Annotated in this window: 16 protein-coding genes; 8 read left to right on the top strand and 8 right to left on the bottom strand. The window is 62.6% G+C overall.

Annotation, left to right across the window (positions count from 1 at the left end):
- Nucleotides 1-12: 12 nt before the first annotated feature.
- Nucleotides 13-906: a LysR family transcriptional regulator gene (locus tag ACFSOZ_RS11345; RefSeq protein ID WP_379097375.1), complete on the top strand. Its 894-nt coding sequence runs from the start codon at nucleotides 13-15 to the stop codon at nucleotides 904-906.
- A 134-nt stretch (nucleotides 907-1,040) separates the two neighbouring features.
- Here the strand turns inward: ACFSOZ_RS11345 and ACFSOZ_RS11350 are convergent, their stop codons facing one another.
- From ACFSOZ_RS11350 to ACFSOZ_RS11360, 3 genes are all read right to left on the bottom strand, one after another.
- Nucleotides 1,041-2,627, bottom strand: coding sequence for a DEAD/DEAH box helicase (locus tag ACFSOZ_RS11350; RefSeq protein ID WP_379097378.1), 1,587 nt, complete (start codon nucleotides 2,625-2,627; stop codon nucleotides 1,041-1,043).
- 191 nt (nucleotides 2,628-2,818) lie between these two features.
- Nucleotides 2,819-3,592 carry an NAD kinase gene (locus tag ACFSOZ_RS11355; RefSeq protein WP_379098169.1) on the bottom strand — a complete coding sequence of 258 codons (774 nt, stop codon included), beginning with the start codon at nucleotides 3,590-3,592 and terminating at the stop codon, nucleotides 2,819-2,821.
- A gap of 522 nt (nucleotides 3,593-4,114) precedes the next feature.
- Nucleotides 4,115-4,249 (bottom strand): hypothetical protein, encoded by a 135-nt coding sequence (locus ACFSOZ_RS11360; protein WP_379097381.1) that lies wholly within the window; start codon nucleotides 4,247-4,249, stop codon nucleotides 4,115-4,117.
- Between the two features lie 71 nt (nucleotides 4,250-4,320).
- On the opposite strand from ACFSOZ_RS11360, the gene ACFSOZ_RS11365 reads away from it, so the two are divergent.
- From ACFSOZ_RS11365 to ACFSOZ_RS11395, 7 genes are all read left to right on the top strand, one after another.
- Nucleotides 4,321-5,286, top strand: coding sequence for an NAD-dependent epimerase/dehydratase family protein (locus ACFSOZ_RS11365; protein WP_379097383.1), 966 nt, complete (start codon nucleotides 4,321-4,323; stop codon nucleotides 5,284-5,286).
- 362 nt (nucleotides 5,287-5,648) lie between these two features.
- Nucleotides 5,649-6,740 carry an ABC transporter ATP-binding protein gene (locus ACFSOZ_RS11370; RefSeq protein WP_379097386.1) on the top strand — a complete coding sequence of 364 codons (1,092 nt, stop codon included), beginning with the start codon at nucleotides 5,649-5,651 and terminating at the stop codon, nucleotides 6,738-6,740.
- A 5-nt stretch (nucleotides 6,741-6,745) separates the two neighbouring features.
- Nucleotides 6,746-7,666, top strand: coding sequence for an ABC transporter permease (locus ACFSOZ_RS11375; protein WP_379097389.1), 921 nt, complete (start codon nucleotides 6,746-6,748; stop codon nucleotides 7,664-7,666).
- Nucleotides 7,659-8,459 carry an ABC transporter permease gene (locus ACFSOZ_RS11380; protein ID WP_111548624.1) on the top strand — a complete coding sequence of 267 codons (801 nt, stop codon included), beginning with the start codon at nucleotides 7,659-7,661 and terminating at the stop codon, nucleotides 8,457-8,459. Before ACFSOZ_RS11375 ends, ACFSOZ_RS11380 begins: the two co-directional genes overlap by 8 nt.
- Before the next feature lie 40 nt (nucleotides 8,460-8,499).
- Entirely contained in the window at nucleotides 8,500-9,534 is a 1,035-nt protein-coding gene (locus ACFSOZ_RS11385) for an ABC transporter substrate-binding protein (RefSeq protein ID WP_379097392.1), read from the top strand.
- 98 nt (nucleotides 9,535-9,632) lie between these two features.
- Nucleotides 9,633-11,060 carry an amidase gene (locus tag ACFSOZ_RS11390; protein WP_379097395.1) on the top strand — a complete coding sequence of 476 codons (1,428 nt, stop codon included), beginning with the start codon at nucleotides 9,633-9,635 and terminating at the stop codon, nucleotides 11,058-11,060.
- Nucleotides 11,061-11,171: 111 nt separating this feature from the next.
- Complete coding sequence (locus tag ACFSOZ_RS11395; protein WP_379097398.1) at nucleotides 11,172-11,870, top strand: TetR/AcrR family transcriptional regulator; 699 nt, start codon at nucleotides 11,172-11,174, stop codon at nucleotides 11,868-11,870.
- A 3-nt stretch (nucleotides 11,871-11,873) separates the two neighbouring features.
- Here the strand turns inward: ACFSOZ_RS11395 and ACFSOZ_RS11400 are convergent, their stop codons facing one another.
- Genes ACFSOZ_RS11400 through ACFSOZ_RS11420 form a run of 5 tightly spaced genes read right to left on the bottom strand, consistent with a single transcriptional unit; the run spans nucleotide 11,874 to nucleotide 16,450 of the window.
- Nucleotides 11,874-12,635 carry an MBL fold metallo-hydrolase gene (locus ACFSOZ_RS11400; RefSeq protein ID WP_379097401.1) on the bottom strand — a complete coding sequence of 254 codons (762 nt, stop codon included), beginning with the start codon at nucleotides 12,633-12,635 and terminating at the stop codon, nucleotides 11,874-11,876.
- A 1-nt stretch (nucleotide 12,636) separates the two neighbouring features.
- Nucleotides 12,637-13,701 (bottom strand): ABC transporter ATP-binding protein, encoded by a 1,065-nt coding sequence (locus ACFSOZ_RS11405; protein WP_379097404.1) that lies wholly within the window; start codon nucleotides 13,699-13,701, stop codon nucleotides 12,637-12,639.
- Nucleotides 13,698-14,480 (bottom strand): ABC transporter permease, encoded by a 783-nt coding sequence (locus ACFSOZ_RS11410; RefSeq protein WP_379097407.1) that lies wholly within the window; start codon nucleotides 14,478-14,480, stop codon nucleotides 13,698-13,700. Before ACFSOZ_RS11410 ends, ACFSOZ_RS11405 begins: the two co-directional genes overlap by 4 nt.
- A 1-nt stretch (nucleotide 14,481) precedes the next feature.
- Nucleotides 14,482-15,345: an ABC transporter permease gene (locus ACFSOZ_RS11415; RefSeq protein WP_379097410.1), complete on the bottom strand. Its 864-nt coding sequence runs from the start codon at nucleotides 15,343-15,345 to the stop codon at nucleotides 14,482-14,484.
- 13 nt (nucleotides 15,346-15,358) lie between these two features.
- The gene (locus ACFSOZ_RS11420) at nucleotides 15,359-16,450 is read right to left on the bottom strand and encodes a polyamine ABC transporter substrate-binding protein (protein ID WP_379097413.1); all 1,092 of its coding nucleotides are present in this window, start codon (nucleotides 16,448-16,450) and stop codon (nucleotides 15,359-15,361) included.
- Nucleotides 16,451-16,491 lie beyond the last annotated feature (41 nt).

The following is a 16,491-nucleotide window of genomic DNA, read 5'->3' on the forward strand; positions in this document are numbered from 1 at the left end:
TCGGGAGAATGCATGAGCCGGATAGACGATTTCGAGGCTTTCATCGCGATCATCGAGCATGGAAGTCTGACGACTGCCGCACGTCGGCTGAACCGCTCGTTGCAGTCGGTCAGCCGGTCCCTGGCGGCGCTGGAGGAATCAGTCGGCGTCGAGCTGGTCCACAGAACAACGCGTCGCTCGACACCGAGTGAAGTCGGGGCAGCCTTTTTCAACCGGATCAAACCCGCGGTCGACGAAATAAACGACGCAAGACTTCAAGCGATCAATCAACGATCGGAGCCATCAGGCGTCCTGCGCGTCGGGGCGCCAGTTCTGTTTGGCCCGAACGTCCTAATGGCTGTCATCGCCGAATACATGCGGACGTATCCCCGGGTCGAGGTCGATCTTCAACTTTCCGATGGATTTGCCGACCTTGGTGCCGAAGGTCTCGATCTGGCAATACGCATCGGCGACTTGCCGGATTCCAACTTGAAAGCCAAACGCCTGGGGGCGTTGCGGCGCGTTGTGTTCGGCGCGCCTTCCTATTTTGCGCGGTGCGGCCGGCCGACCCATCCCTTCGAACTGAATGAGCACAGTTGCATCATCAGAACCGTTAACGAGCGTCCAGGTGAATGGACGTTTCAGATCGACGGGAAACCCCGGACCGTGAAGGTCGCAGGCGCTTTTCGCTCCAATCTGATGACCTCGGTCTATGCTGCCGCAATCCACGGACTGGGTTTGGGCTTCTCGCCTCTTTGGCAGATAAGACATTTGGTGGACGATGGTCGCGTCGAGCTGGTTTTGACAGAATTCGAGCCGGCGCCCGTGCCGATCCATGCCTTGTGGCAGGAAGGCCGGTCATCTTCGGCCAAGGTTCGCACATTTCTGGATTTATTGGCATCCCGCCTGGAACTCAAAAGCCTGTAGCATCGACGGGCTATTTGAAGCGCCCAGGTCAGGAGTGACCGGGCCTGTTTTGCGGTTACCGCGCATGGCGCCGATTGATCCTGGAGCGGGCTCCAAGAAAGCTGCGCATCCTCGGGACCCGCGGCTCTATGGTATCAGACCTTGGCGACGATCCGCATGAAGGCCGGCATGTCGTCGCCGAAGCCGACGGTGGCGTCGTTGTCTTCCTGGCGGTGGCGGGCAGGGCGGTTGCTGTCGCGCTGCGGCCTTGTGTCACCACGTTCCGGAGCGCGCTGTTCGTTGCGATCGGAAGATTTGCGCTCGGTGTTCTCCGAGCGGATTGCATCCTTGCGCGCGCGCCGTTCGCCGATATCGGCGACTTCGACCTCAGCCACCACGGGCTGATCCTCGCGCACCGTCGCCGGTGCCGCCTCTTCGCTGTGCTTGGCGTGGCGTTCACGTGGTTTGCGCTCACCGCCCCTGTCCTTGCGATCGTCGTCCTTGCGGCCGGCACGGCGCGGCGCGCCTTTGCCACGGCGCGGAGCATCGTCCTCGCCGCCTTCGCTGGCGACCACTGTCGACAGGTCGCCATCATGCCACTCGATCTTGTTGCCGATCAGTCGCTCGATGGCGTCGATATACTTGGTGTCCGACTTGGTCGCGATGGTGAAGGACTTGCCCGAGCGCCCGGCGCGACCGGTGCGGCCGATGCGGTGGACATAGTCTTCGGCATGGATCGGCACGTCGTAATTGAAGACGTGGCTGACGTCGGGGATGTCGAGGCCACGTGCGGCGACGTCGGAAGCGACCAGATAGCGCAGCTTGCCGTCGCGGAAATTGGCCAGCATCTGCATGCGCGCCCGCTGGTCCATGTCGCCATGCAGCGCGCCGGCGTCGAAATCATACTTCAGCAGCGAGCGGAAAAGCTCCGACACCTCGACCTTGCGGTTGCAGAAGATGATGGCGTTCTTCAGTTCCGCGTCCTCGGCCTTCATCAGGTTGCGCAGCGTCTCGCGCTTGTCCCAGGGCTTGGAACCGGATTTGACCAGGCGCTGGATGATGTTGGTCGCCGCGGACGCGGCCTTCGAGACTTCGACGCGCACCGGCGCGTGCAGGAATTTTTCGGTTAGCTTGGTGATCTCCGGCGGCATCGTCGCCGAGAAGAACAGCGTCTGCCTGGTGAACGGGATCATCTCGCAGATGCGCTCGATGTCGGGGATGAAGCCCATGTCGAGCATGCGGTCCGCTTCGTCGATGACCAGGATCTCGACACCGTTGAGCAACAGCTTGCCGCGCTCGCGGTGGTCGAGCAGGCGGCCGGGCGTCGCGATCAGCACGTCGGCGCCGCGCTCCAGCTTCTTGTCCTGTTCGTCGAATGAGACACCGCCGATCAAAAGCGCGATGTTGAGCTTGTGATTCTTGCCGTATCTGATGAAATTCTCTTCGACCTGAGCGGCGAGCTCGCGCGTCGGCTCCAGGATCAGCGTGCGCGGCATGCGGGCGCGGGCCCGGCCTTTTTCGAGGCGGGTGAGCATTGGCAGCACGAAGGAAGCCGTCTTGCCGGTGCCGGTCTGGGCGATGCCCAAAATATCCTTGCCGAGCAAGGCGTGCGGGATGGCACCGGCCTGGATCGGCGTCGGCTGGGTGTAGCCGGCATCGGTTACTGCGGAAAGCACCTTCGGCGACAGGCCGAGGTCTGAAAAGGTCAACGCTTCTGGAGCGATCGTGGTGTCTGAGGACAAGTGTTGTTGTCTTTGGCTGGTTCGGGGAAGCGCAACGGCGTCTGTCGCGGCAAGCGCCACGCGCCTGCAAGATTGGTATTGCGATTAGGCGCAAGCCCGCGATTTGTCAACAGAAACGGGCGGGAAAGGCACGATTGTGAAGTTGTAACCTTAATCGGGATGCTTATCGAGGTGTCGATCGCTGTGCCGGCTCAGTAGCGGAACTGCTCTGCGAGAATGCGTTCGTTCCAGGAATGATTGGGATCGAAGAGCAACGTCGCCGTCGCCGTCGGCGATTCCCTGACCGTGACCGAGGTTACTGCCTTGACTTCTGTGTGGTCGGCGGCGGCGTTCACCGGGCGCTTGTCCGGCTCGAGAATGTCGAAGCGCACGGTCGCTTTGTTGGAGAGCAGCGCGCCGCGCCAGCGGCGCGGGCGAAACGGGCTGACCGGGGTCAGCGCCAGCAGCGGCGCGTCGAGCGGCAGGATCGGCCCGTGCGCGGACAGATTGTAGGCGGTGGACCCCGCCGGCGTCGCGATCATCACGCCGTCGCAGCTCAGTTCCTCGAGCCGTACCTGCTCGTCGACGGTGATGCGGATCTTGGCCGTCTGATAGGATTGGCGCCAGAGCGCCACCTCGTTGATCGCCAGTGCCGAAACCGTTTCGCCTTCCGAGGTCACGGCCAGCATCTCCAGCGGGCGAATCGTTTCGGCGACGGCGGCCGCGAGACGCTCGGTAAGGCCACCGGAACGATACTCGTTCATCAGGAAACCGATGGTGCCACGGTTCATACCGTAGACCTTCTTGCCCGTCCCCATCGTGTCGCGCAGTGTCTGCAGCAGGAAGCCGTCACCGCCAAGGGCGACGACGATTCCGGCATCCTCGATGGAGGACTGGCCATAGCGCGCCGACAGGCTTTCCAGCGCCGTCTTGGCGTCAGCGGTGTCGGACGAAACGAAGGCGATGCGGCTGGCGGTTTGGCTCATGGCTCCCCGATGACGACCGGTTGGCGGCGGCCGGTTACCGGGCCGCGCCAGCGCCGAGGTAGCATGGGCGGGGCACGTCTGCAAAGGAGAGCCGTTGTTCCGGCCGGCGAGGCGATCGCAGAACGGCGAGATGCGGACTTGCCGTTCGCGTATCATGTCAAAGGCGACACGAATGTGATGGTTAACCCCGGGCTTAAACTCTCGTAAAGCCGGATCGGTCATGTTAGCCGGCAGTGGACGGGTGGCGTGGGGCCTAGCCAGTCGAGGCCGACATATTGCCGGTAGCACGCCTGATCATTGTCTTTCTGATGCTGGGAAGTTTTGCTCTTGTCTTCGCCGAACTGGTCCGCCAGTCCGAAGAGATGAGCTTCCGGCCTCAGCCCACAGCGTCGCGCTGCGGTGATGCAGCCGGAACGCCATGCCCGCAAAGGGCGCTGTAACTCCCGAACACATGCTGAGTCGACCGATGACCGACAGCGTCTGCCCCTGCTTCGGTGCGCGAGATCGCTTGGCAGTTTCTCCTCAAAACAAGAGGCCGGTCGGCTGTGGCGCGTCGGTGGCGTGCGCCAAAGCTTGCTCGTTGCGCTTGCAGCCCTTCGCGGCGTAGATGAGAGCAATGATTGGCGGATAGGCTTTTGGATCGGTGGTGGTGGCCACGTATCCGCTGTTCTTGGGAAACAAGCCCTGCGGCTCGTTGACTGGCCGGGTGTCTGGAGGGGGAATTTTCCATGTCGCGCAGCGTATTGGTTTCCGGTGGCTGCGGTTTCCTCGGCTCGCATCTGATCGACCGCCTGCTGCGGCGAAGCGATCTGCAAAAGCTGGTCGTCGTCGACAATCTATGGACCGGGACGCGAGACAACATTGCGCATATCACCGACCCGCGGTTCAGCCTGCAGGTTGCCGATGCCGAAAGCTTTGCATCCAGCCAGCGCTTCGATGAGATCATCCATCTCGCGTCGCCCGCTTCGCCGATATGGTACATGCGCGAGCCGGCACGCACGATCAAGGCCAACATCGGCGGCGCACTCAATCTTCTGACCCTGCTCAAGCCCGGCGGTCGTTTCTGCTTTGCCTCGACCTCGGAAGTCTACGGCGATCCCCTGGTTTCCCCGCAACCCGAGAGTTACAGGGGATCGGTGGACTGTACCGGTCCCAGGGCGTCCTATGATGAAAGCAAGCGCTGCACCGAGGCATTGCTGTTCGAGCAGCAGCGCGTCAGTGGCCTCGACGTTCGTGTCGTCAGGATCTTCAACACATATGGGCCGCGAACCCGCATGGACGACGGCCGCGCCATTTCGAACTTTGTCATCCAGGCGCTGACAACAGGGATCTTGACGGTCTATGGCGACGGCTCGCAATCGCGCAGCTGGGGTTATGTCGACGACATCGTCGATGGATTGGAACGCTTCTTCTGGCGCGACAGCATCGCGCACCATGGCCCGCTGAACATCGGCAACAATCACGAGGTTTCGGTTCTGCACGTAGCTGAATTCGTCAGGGCGCTTGTCCCGGGCAGCCGCATCGAGCACCAGCCTCCGGCCCCCCAGGATCCAACCAACCGATGCCCGGACCTGACTTTGGCGAGGCATGTCCTTCCGGGTTGGGAAGCGAAGACCGATTATCAGGACGGTATCGAGCGGACCTTCGAGTGGTTTCGCCAACAGATCGCCGGGAACATGCTGTCGAGGGTGTGACGCAAAAATCGGCCGCTCACTGCGCCACCTGGTGGCACTGAGAGACCTGGCGAAACCAGATATGATCGGTCGCCGTCAGCCACTTGCCGGACGGTGAAACCGAGGGACCGCAGGCTTGTTGCAGCAAGCTCGGCGCTCATCTCGGCGTTGTCTATGGCCGACGCTCCCCCTTAGACCGGATTGGCGACAACCAGCGCACCGGGTTCACCGGCGCATCGGCCGCATCATCACTGGTCGATGTCCTGCTCGCGGTCGCAAAAAGATATTGACTGTATGTTTAGTCATAGTTATCCCTGATGGCGAGGATCGAGTTGGCCAGCCGGCTTCTGCCGGTGAATGGCCACGAAGGAGAGGGGAATATCTTGACAGCCACACGGCCCGCCGTTGAGGCGAAGGGCGTCACCAGGATCTTTCGGGGAACCGGTCAGGATTCGGTCAGAGCGCTCGACAACGTCTCCGTCGCGATCCGCGAAAATGAATTCTTCACGCTGCTCGGCCCGTCCGGCTGCGGAAAGACGACGCTGCTGCGGTTGATCGCCGGCTTCGACTATCCGACCGACGGCGAAATCCTGCTTTATGGCCAGGACATTGCGCCGCTGCCGCCGTTCAAGCGGCCGGTCAACACCGTCTTCCAGTCCTATGCTCTGTTCCCGCACATGACGGTCGCCGAGAATATCGGCTTTGGCCTGAGGATGCTGGGCAAGCCGAAGGCCGAGATCAAGGCGCGCGTCGACGCGATGCTGAAGCTCGTCCACATGCAGGAGCTGAAAAATCGGCGCACCAGCCAGATCTCCGGCGGCCAGCAGCAGCGCGTCGCACTGGCGCGGGCGCTCGCACCGCAGCCGAAAGTGCTGCTGCTCGATGAACCGCTCTCGGCGCTCGACTACAAGCTGCGCAAGGAAATGCAGATCGAACTGAAGCGGCTGCAGCACGAGACCGGCATCACCTTCATCTTCGTCACCCATGACCAGGAAGAAGCGCTGACGATGTCGGACCGCATCGCGGTGATGTCGTCGGGCAAGATCCTGCAGGTCGGTTCGCCCTGGGACATCTATGATCATCCGGCGGAGCGGTTCGTCGCCGACTTCATCGGCGAGACGAACTTCCTGACCGGCATGATCGAAAGTGCAGGCAACGGCCAGGCGCGGATCGTCTTGCGCTCGGGTGCGAAGATCTGCGCGACCGCCGCCGCGGGCTTCCGCGCAGGCGGCAACGCAACGCTGATGGTCCGGCCTGAGCATGCGAAGCTCGTCAAAGGCCGCGGCGACCTGACCGGCACGATCGAGAACATCGTCTATTTCGGCACCGACACGCATGTCCATGTCCGGCTGGACGAAGGCGACGTCTTCATGGTGCGCCAGCAGAATTCGCGCAGCGCCAGCTGCGGCTTCGAAAACGGCGACAAGGTCGGCATTTCGATCGGCGACGACGCAGCCCAAGTGCTGAAGGACTAGGGCCCATGGCAACCGCGAAAGAGGTCGCCGAAAAGGCAGAGCGCGACGATATCAGGTCACGCTGGCTGCTTTCCACCCCGGCGCTGCTGATCGTCTTCCTCGCGGCCCTTGGGCCACTGCTGATCGTGGTCGTCTATTCCTTCCTGACGCCGGGCAATTATGGCGATGTGAAATGGCAGTTCTCGACCGATGCCTGGGTGAGCGTGCTGTTCGAGCGTGACGTCTTCGACGACACGCTGTCGTTCGCCACTGCATATTTGTCGATCTTCTGGCGCTCGGTGTCGTTGTCGCTGGCAACCACCGTGCTGACCCTGATCCTCGGCTTTCCCACCGCCTATTTCATTGCCACGCGGCCGGATCACCGGCGCGACATCTGGCTGTTCCTGATTACCATCCCGTTCTGGACGAATTTACTGATCCGCACCTTCGCCATGCAGCAGGTGCTGCGCAATGACGGCATCATCAATTCGGTGCTGCAGCTGCTTGGGATCACCGACCATCCTGTCCAGCTCATGTACACCAACTTCGCCGTCCTGGCCGGCATGGTCTACGTGTTCTTGCCGCTGATGGTGCTGCCGCTCTACGCCAGCATGGAGAAGATCGACTTCCGCTTGGTCGAGGCGGGCTACGACCTCTACGCGACGCGGTTCGAGGTGTTGAGGCGCATCATCATCCCGCTGGTCACGCCGGGCATCGTCGCCGGGTCGATCCTCGTCTTCATCCCTTCGCTCGGCGCCTATGTGACGCCGCGCGTGCTCGGCGGCGGCACCAATCTGATGGTCGGCAACCTGATTGAGCTGCAGTTCGGCCAGGGCAGAAATTGGCCGCTCGGTGCCGCGCTCTCGATCACCTTGATGGCGATCGTCATGGTGGCGCTGCTGTTCTATGTCCGCAACACGACCAGGTCGGATGGCGCCCATGGCTAATCGCTTCGACGTCCGGCGGCAGAACGGCTTCGTCAGTGTGGCGATGCTGTGTTTCTTCCTGCTTTACCTGCCGATCGCCACGCTGGTGGTCTATGCCTTCAACGACAATGATTCCGTGGTGATCTGGAAAGGCTTTTCGCTGCGCTGGTTCCACATCGCCTGGAACAATGCGCTGGTCATAGAATCGTCGATCCGCTCGTTCCAGATCGCCGCCGTGGCCGCCGTGCTGGCGACAATTACCGCCACGATGGCGGCGCTGGCGACGACCAGGACCAAACCGTATCCGGGATTGACCCTCAAATACGCCTTCATCAACCAGCCGCTGATGGTGCCGGAGATCGTCACCGCGGTGGCGCTGCTGATCGTGTTCTCGCGCATCAAGATCTGGACCGGATATTCCGGGCTCGGCTACCTCGTCGCCGCGCACACCGCCTTCTGCATCCCGTTCGCCTATCTGCCGATACGGGCTCGGCTCGAAAGCATGGACCTGTCGCTCGAGACGGCGGCGGCCGATCTCTATGCGACCAAGTGGAAGACCTTCCGGCATGTGACCTTGCCTTTGCTCTGGCCGGGCATTCTCGCCGGGCTGATGCTCGCCTTCGTCGTCTCGCTGGATGACGTCGTCATCACCGAATTCGTCAAATCGGGCGGCCAGGACACGCTGCCGACCTACATGCTCGGCCAGCTCCGGCGCACCGTGACGCCGGAAGTCAATGCGATCTCGACGGCCTTCCTCGTGCTGTCGATCGGCATCGTCACGGCGTTCTTTTTCATCAGCAGGAAACGGACCTGAGGTGGCAACGCCAACGGTCCCAACAATGGGAGCATGGAGCATGAACTTGAAACTGACCGCGACGGCGATCGGGCTGTCGCTGCTGGCCGTGACGGGCGTGGCCCGTGCCGAGGGCGAACTCAACATCTACAATTGGGGCAATTACACCAACCCCGATCTGATCAAGAAATTCGAGGAGACCTACAAGGTCAAGGTCACCGTCACCGACTTCGATTCCAACGACACCGCGCTGGCCAAGATCCGCCAGGGCGGTGCCGGTTTCGACATCGTCGTGCCTTCGGCCAGCGTCGTCCCGATCTGGATCAGCGAAGGGCTGCTGCTTGAATCGCGCCCCGACCAGATGGAGAACTTCAAGAACGTCGATCCCAAATGGGTCGATGTCCCCTTCGATCCGGGCCGCAAATACACCGTTCCGTGGCAATGGGGTACGACAGGTGTGTCGGTCAACAAGTCGGTCTATTCCGGCGACATCAACACGTCCGCAATCTTCCTCGACCCGCCCCCCGAGCTCGTTGGCAAGATCAATGTCGTGCCCGAAATGGGTGACGTCATGTTCCTCGCCATAGCCTACGAAGGCGGCCAATACTGCACGGCCGACAAGGTGGTGCTGAAGAAGGTGCGCGACAAGCTGGTCGAGGCCAAGGCGAAATGGCTGTCCTTCGACTACGGCGCCGTCGACGGCCTGGGCAAGGGCGACATCGCCGCCGGCGTCAACTGGAACGGCATTTCGCTGCGTCAGCGGTTGCAGAACGACAAGATCGCCTATGGCTATCCCAAAGAGGGCTACCCGATCTGGATGGACAACGTCGCCGTCCTCAAGGACGCCAGGAACGTCGACAACGCCAAGCTCTTCCAGAACTTCATCATGGACCCGCAGAACGCCGCACTGATCTCGGCCTTCGCGCGCTATTCGAACGGCATCAAGGGCTCGGAAGCCTTCATGCCCGACGACATGAAGAACGCGCCGGAAGTGAACGTTCCGGCTGAATTCGCTGCCAAGGGACAGTTCATGCAGGCCTGTCCGCCGGACGTGCAGGCGCTCTACACGAAAATCTGGACCGACCTGCAGAAGTAGCCCGAACGGAAACCAATCGAGAACCGCCAGGCCGCGCCACGACGCGCGGCTTGGCGCCCTTATGCAAAAGGCGATCTGGCGATCGCAGGAGACTTCCCATGACCGATCTCGACCTTTGCTATCTGCCAGCCAGCGAGGCGCTGCGGCTGTTCAAGGCGAAGAAACTTTCGCCAGTCGATTTGATGCAGGCGACCATCGACCGCGCCGAAGCGACGAAAGCGGCGATCAATTGCTTCACCTTCACGCATTTCGACGAGGCGATGGAGCTGGCCAGAAAGGCCGAGGCGAAATACGCCAGGGGCGCCAGGACCGGCGCGCTCGAGGGCCTGCCGATCGGCATCAAGGACGAGAGCTACATCAAGGGCAAGCCGACATCGCACGGCTCGCTGCTGTCGAAGGATGCCATTGGCGGCCATACCTCGACGATGAACGAGCGCATCATCAAGGCTGGCGGCATCGTCCACGCCCGCACCGCGACACCCGAATTCAGCTGCGCCGGCGTCACCTGGTCGAGGCGCTGGGGTGTCACCCGCAATCCGTGGAATCCGGACTTCACGCCGGGTGGTTCGTCCGGCGGCGCGGCGGCGACGCTGGCTGCGGGCACATCGTCGATTGCCAGTGGTTCGGACATTGCCGGGTCGATCCGCATTCCTGCCTCGGCCTGCGGTCTTGTCGGGTTCAAGCCGCCATACGGCCGCAACCCGGACGAGCCGCCATTCAATCTCGATTTCTACTGCCACACCGGACCGCTGGCACGAAACGTCCGGGATGCGATCCTGCTGCAGAATGTCATGGCGGGTCCGAGCCCGTTCGACATCGCCACGCTGCGCCCGAAACTGCGCCTGCCGCTCGACTACAAGCCGATCAAGGGCTGGAAGATTGCTCTTTCCATCGACCTCGGCTCCTTCGAAGTGGATGCCGAGGTGCGCAGGAACACGCTTGCCGCCTGTGATGTGTTTCGTTCACTTGGCGCCACCGTCGAGGAGGTCGACCTGGGCTGGGGCGACGAAGTGCTCAAGGCCGGCATGGCCTATCTGGAGCATCTCTTCGGCGCCTCGCTGTCGCAACTGCTCAAGCAGCACGGCAAGGACATGACCAGCTATGCGCGGCAATTCGCCGAGGATGGGCAAAAGTCCAAGGCCACGGACTTTGTCGCAACCCTGGAGGTGGCAGCCAGGATGTATCAGACGCTTGGTCCGCTGCTGGAGTCATATGATGTGCTGATCTGCCCGACGAACGCGCTGCCCGCGGTGCCGGCGGAGTTCGACCACACCAAAGACACTGTCGAGATCAACGGCAGGCAGGTGAACCCGTCACTTGGCTGGGTGATGACGACGCCGTTCAACATGCTGAGCCGCTGTCCCGTTCTCACCATACCTTCGGGGCGGGCGGCGAGTGGCGTGCCGACCGGCATCCAGATTGTCGGGCGCACCTATTGCGACGCCGATGTCTTCCGGGCAGCGCTGGCCTATGAAACGGCGCAGGGCCAATGGTACGGAAACGCCGAAACACGCCCGTCGCTTTGAACGGTCACGCGGCCCGTGCTGGCTGGTGCTCGCTCTCTCGCTTCGGCTATGGTGAGCCGGTGCGCGGGGCCGGAAATTGCCGTCGCAAGGTTTGAAAAGGGTTGGACAGGGATGGCGCAACGCAAGGCTGCCGCGGCACGGGGGAAGGCAATGGTGGCCGAAGGTGGGGACACGCAAGTCGAACCGGCTCCCAGGGATCGCCGGCGCGAGCGCGGCGAGGCGAGCATTCAGCGCATCATCGACGCCACCATCGATCTCATCGCCGAGGAAGGCCTGGCGAGCGTCACCATGCAGCGGATCGCCGAGCATGTCGGCTCTTCCAACGCGCTGGTGGTTTTCCACTTTCGCAGCAAGGAGAACCTGTTTCGCGCCGTGCTGCAGTATCTCAGCGATCAGTACGATGAATTGTGGGCGACGCTGGTGCGGGCGCCAGGCCTGTCGCCGGTCGAGCGGCTGATGGGCGCGGTCGAATGCGCGCAAAGATTCGCGCGGCAGCATCCGAAATGGGTTTCGGTCTTCGTCGTGTTCTCCAGCGACCGCAAGAGCATGCAGATCTACAACGAAATCGGCCTGCCCAGCGATCTCAGCTACAATGCCGAGGCGCGAGACTTGCTTATCGAAATCAAGCACAGCGGCGGCTACACCGATGTCGACCCGGACACGCTGGCTGAAAGCCTCAACTATCTCGTCCATGGCGCATGGATCTGGGATCACCTCAACCCACCGGCGGGCAATTCCGATGTGCTGAGAAAGACGATGCTGATGCTGCTGCATCAGTCGTTTCCGCGGCATTTCGAATTGATGCGCTAACTTTTATGGATGCTGCCGCAGGTGGCAGCCAGCCTGCCGCTTGTGCGCCAGATACTCGTCGACGAGTTGGCGGTAGCGCACCTTGCCGAAGCTCGGAAAATGGCCGCCATGCACGACCGAGACATCGAGGTGGCGCATGCCGAGTAGCGTCGCCATATAGTCCGAAATGTCCGAGTGATATACGTCGTCGATCAGCGGGCCGTCATAGATGATGTCGCCGGAAAGCAGGATGCCGGTCTTCTTCTCGTGGAGCGCGATGCCGCCGGGTGAGTGGCCGGGCGTGTGGATCACCTCGAAGGCACGGTCGCCGAGATCGACGACGTCGCCATGCGCGAGCAGGCGATCGGCCGGTGCGGGCTGAATGCTGTAGCGCGCCGTGTCCCAGCCTTGCGGCATGCCGTCAAACATCTCGTCGGTCGCATAGGTGCCGGCCGCCGTCCATTCGTTGCGCGGATCGGCGAGGATCTCCGCCTCGGCCGCGTGCACGCAACGGTCGGGAAATTCGTGATGGCAGCCAATGTGATCGAAATGCGTGTGGCTGGCGACACAGGTCAGCTTTCGCTCCGTCACCAGCGGCACGTGACGCCTGAGGCTGAAATGGCCTAGGCCGGTATCGAACAGGAGATCACGGTCGCGACCGCGCACATGCCACATGTTGCAGCGGAAGAACGGCTTGATCCATGGCTCATGGATCAGCGTCACGCCATCGCTCATGCGGATGATCTCGTACCAGTCTGGGGCGTCGATGACCGGAAGCGTGCCCATTTCAATCCGTCAAAAGGATGATCTGGTCGGTATCGCACGAAACGGCGACCGTGTCGCCCGGCTGGACGGTGGCTGCCGCTGGCAGCCTTGCGATGAACCGCAGCGAAGGGTCTTCGACGGAAACCGCAAGCACGCGCTTGAAGCTGCCCTGGAAGACGACGTCGCTCACCTCAGCCGTGCCAAGCCTGACATTGCCGCTGGCCGCGCCGAGGACAAGATGCTCCGGCCGTATGGCGAGCCCGACCGTCGAGCCCACCGGCAACGCGCTGGGCAGCGAAACCGGCCCGACCGGCGTCGCGACGGTGCTGGTCCTGTTACTGGCTTCCGTGACCGTGCCGGCAAGGATCGTGCTTTCGCCCATGAAAGTCGCGGAAAAGCGCGTCGCCGGCCTGGCATAGACGCGCTCGGGCGGTCCTTCGTCCTCGATGCACCCGTCATTCATCACCACGCAATGGTCGGCCAGCGCCATCGCTTCTTCCTGGTCGTGGGTGACATGGATGAAGGCGGTGCCGACGCGCTTCTGGATCGCCTTCAACTCGTCCTGCATCTGCCGGCGCAATTTGAGGTCGAGCGCGCCAAGTGGCTCATCGAGCAAAAGCACCGCCGGCTCGATCACCAGCGCACGCGCCAGCGCCACGCGCTGACGCTGGCCGCCGGAGAGCTGGTGCGGCTTCTTGTCGAAGGCGGAGGCCAGCCCAACCAACGCCAGCGCCTCGCGCGCCCGCGCGGCCCGCGTCGCACCGTCGACGCCCTGCATGCGCAGGCCGAAGCCGACATTGTTGCCGACGCTCATATGCGGGAACAGCGCGTAATCCTGGAACACCGTCGTCGTCGGGCGCTTGGCCGGCGGCACCGAGGTGCAGTCCACACCGCGGATGAACACCTTGCCCTCGCTCGGGGTGACGAAGCCGCCGAGAATTGAGAGCAGCGTCGTCTTGCCGGACCCGGAAGGGCCGAGCAGGATCGTGTAGCTGCCGGGTTCGATCTGCAGCGAAACGTTCTTCAGCACGGTCTGCTGGCCGAAACGATGCGAGACGGAGCTTATATCGACCAAGGGCGCGGTCATGCTCTTCTCCTGCGCAGCAATGTCAGTTCGAACAGCACGACCAGCACGATCGAGACGGCGAAGACCAGCGAGCCGACGGCGTTGGTTTTCGGATTGAGGCCGGAGCGCAGCAGGTTCCAGATTTCCACCGGCAAGGTCGTGTCGAAGCGTGTCAAAAGGAAGGAGATGACGAACTCGTCCCAAGAGAAGGTCATCGACAGGAAGAAGCCGGCGAAGATGGCCGGTGCCATCACCGGCACTGTGATCAGGAGCAGCACCTTCCATTCCGGCGCGCCGAGGTCGCGAGCGGCGCGCTCGATGTTGATCTGGTGGTCGCCCATCTGGCTGTAGATGATGGCAAAGCACAGCGGCAGGTTGATCACGACATGGCCGATGCCGGCGGCCAGCAGCGACTTCGGCACGCCGGCCCAGTTGAACAGCACCAGCAGCCCCATGCCGATGATGAGATAGCTGACCGTCAAGGGCAGGGTGATCAGCCCGCGCAACGGGCCGGAGCCGGGCAGGACGAAGCGGGCAAAGCCCCAGGCGGAGAGGAAACCGAGCGTGACCGCGGCAAGCGACGAGATCGAAGCAACCAGCAGCGAGTTGACCAGCGCCGAGGTCAGCCGCGTGTCCGAGAGAACCGCGTCGTACCAGCGCAATGACGGGCCGGTGAAGGGTGGGATCGGGAACGACGTCGCCTGGAGCGAGAACAGCACCAGCACCACCACCGGCAGGAAGATGAAGGCGTAGATCGCAAGCGCATAGAGCCAGGAAGCGATGCGGACAATCCGGTGCATCTCAGGCCCGCTCGATCTTCAGCCAGCGGGCGCAGGCGAGGTAGGCGATGGTGACGACCGCCATCAGGATGATCGACAGCGCCGAGGCCAGCGGGAAGTCGCCGCGGCGGCCGATCTGCATCATCACCAGCTGCGGCATCAGAAGCTCGTTGTTGCCGCCGAGGATCTGCGGCGTGATGTAGTCGCCAATGCACAGCACGAAGGTGAGGAAGGCGCCGACCATGATGCCGGGCAAGGTCAGCGGCAGGACGACATGCAGGAAGGTGCGCACCGGCCCGGCGCCGAGATCGGCTGCGGCCTTGCGATAGCTCGGGCTGAGCTGCTTCAGATTGGCGAAGATCGTCAGCGTCAAAAGCATGACGAAGAAATGCACGAAGCCGGTGACGGTGGCGAAACGCGTGTTGGCGAGTTGCAGGGGCTCGCTGAACAGACCGGAGCCCGTCAGCGCCCGGTTGATGACGCCGTTCTGCGCCAGCACCAGCAGCCAGGAATAGGAGCGCACGACATAGGAGGTCCAGAATGGCAGCACGGCCAGCATCAGCGCCAGCCGCTGCCAGCGTTCCGGCACCTGTTCGGCGAGGATCCAGGCAAAGGGGTAGGCGAGCAGCACCGAGACGACAGTGACGATCGCCGTCACCTCTAGCGAGTTCACCATCGCTTGCCAGTAGGCGGGGTTGGTGAAGAACTGGCTGTAGTTGGACGCCGTGAAGCCGCCGCGCTCATGCGCCGTCAGGCTGGACAGCCCCATGGCGATGAAAGGCAGCACGAAGAACACAAGCGTCCAGCCGAGCGCCGGCGTGACCAGCGCCCAGGGCAGGGCGCGGCCCGCCCGGGGCAGGGCACGCCCGTTGTTCCCGGTGGTCATCAGCGGTATCAGCTCATTTCGCCTGCAGCATTTCGGTCCACATGTCCTGCATCTTCTTGTCGAGGTCGGCATTCGGCGCCGGATAGGCCTGGGCGCGGGCGAGGAAGCCCGGCTGCTCCTCGAAACGCAGGATCTTCTTCTGGTCGTCGCTCAGCGCCGCCTTGGCGTTCGCCGGCATGCCCCAGTAGCAGGACGAGGTGGCAAGCCGCGCCTGGCCCTCCGGGCTCATGATGTACTGGATGAATTTCAGCGCCATGTCCTTGTTCTTTGAGTCCTTGAACATGGCCAGCGACTGCGACCACAGCACCGCGCCTTCTTTGGGAATGGAGAAGTCCAGCGCCGGGTTCTCCTTGGCCAGCCCGGCGGTCACCCATTCGCCGCCGCCGACCAGGATATCGACCTCGCCGGTCGCCAGCGCAGTCTGGCTGGCGGTCACTTCTCCGACCAGCTTGGCGTTGGCCTTCATCTTGAGAAGTAACTCCTTGAGGGCGGGCAGGTCGGCTTCGGTCAGCTCGGCCGTCTTCTTGCCGATGGCGAGTGCGGCCATGCCGATGACCGGCAGATAATAGTCGTAGATGGCGACCTTGCCCTTGTACTTGTCGCCGGTCAGCGCCGCCATCGACTGCATGTCGGCCGGATCGACCTTGGTCTTGTTGTAGCCGATCGTGTTGTAGCCGAACTTTTCGGTGATGCCGTAGCGCTTGCCGCCGACCACCGTGGAGCCGTCCATCTTTACCTGCGGAAACATGTCGGCCAGTGGCAGTTTGTCGTCCGGCAGCGGCTCGAACAGGCCCTTTTCGACGCCGCGCGGTATGTCGATGCTGTCGATCACCATCACGTCCCAGTCGCCCGGCTGCGACTGTTCGACGATCGCCAGCCCAGCGCCGGTTCCCTCGAACTCCTTGACGTTGACCTTGACGTTGTTGGCCTCCTCGAAGGGCTGCAGCAGCGCGGGATCGGAATGATCGCACCAGATCAGCGCGTTGAGATCGGCGGCCTGGGCGACGCTGCCGGCGCCGAGCAGCAGTGCCGTGGCGGCGCACGCGGCGTGCAGATGGCTCCTCAGGATGGAAAGCGGATTCCTGGATGCAGATTCAGCGGACATCGAGTGTTCTCCCTTGCCTTTGTGGCTTCTTGCAAAAAATT

Origin of the sequence: Mesorhizobium newzealandense (genome assembly GCF_042682145.1) — a bacterium.
GTDB classification, from domain to species: domain Bacteria; phylum Pseudomonadota; class Alphaproteobacteria; order Rhizobiales; family Rhizobiaceae; genus Mesorhizobium; species Mesorhizobium newzealandense.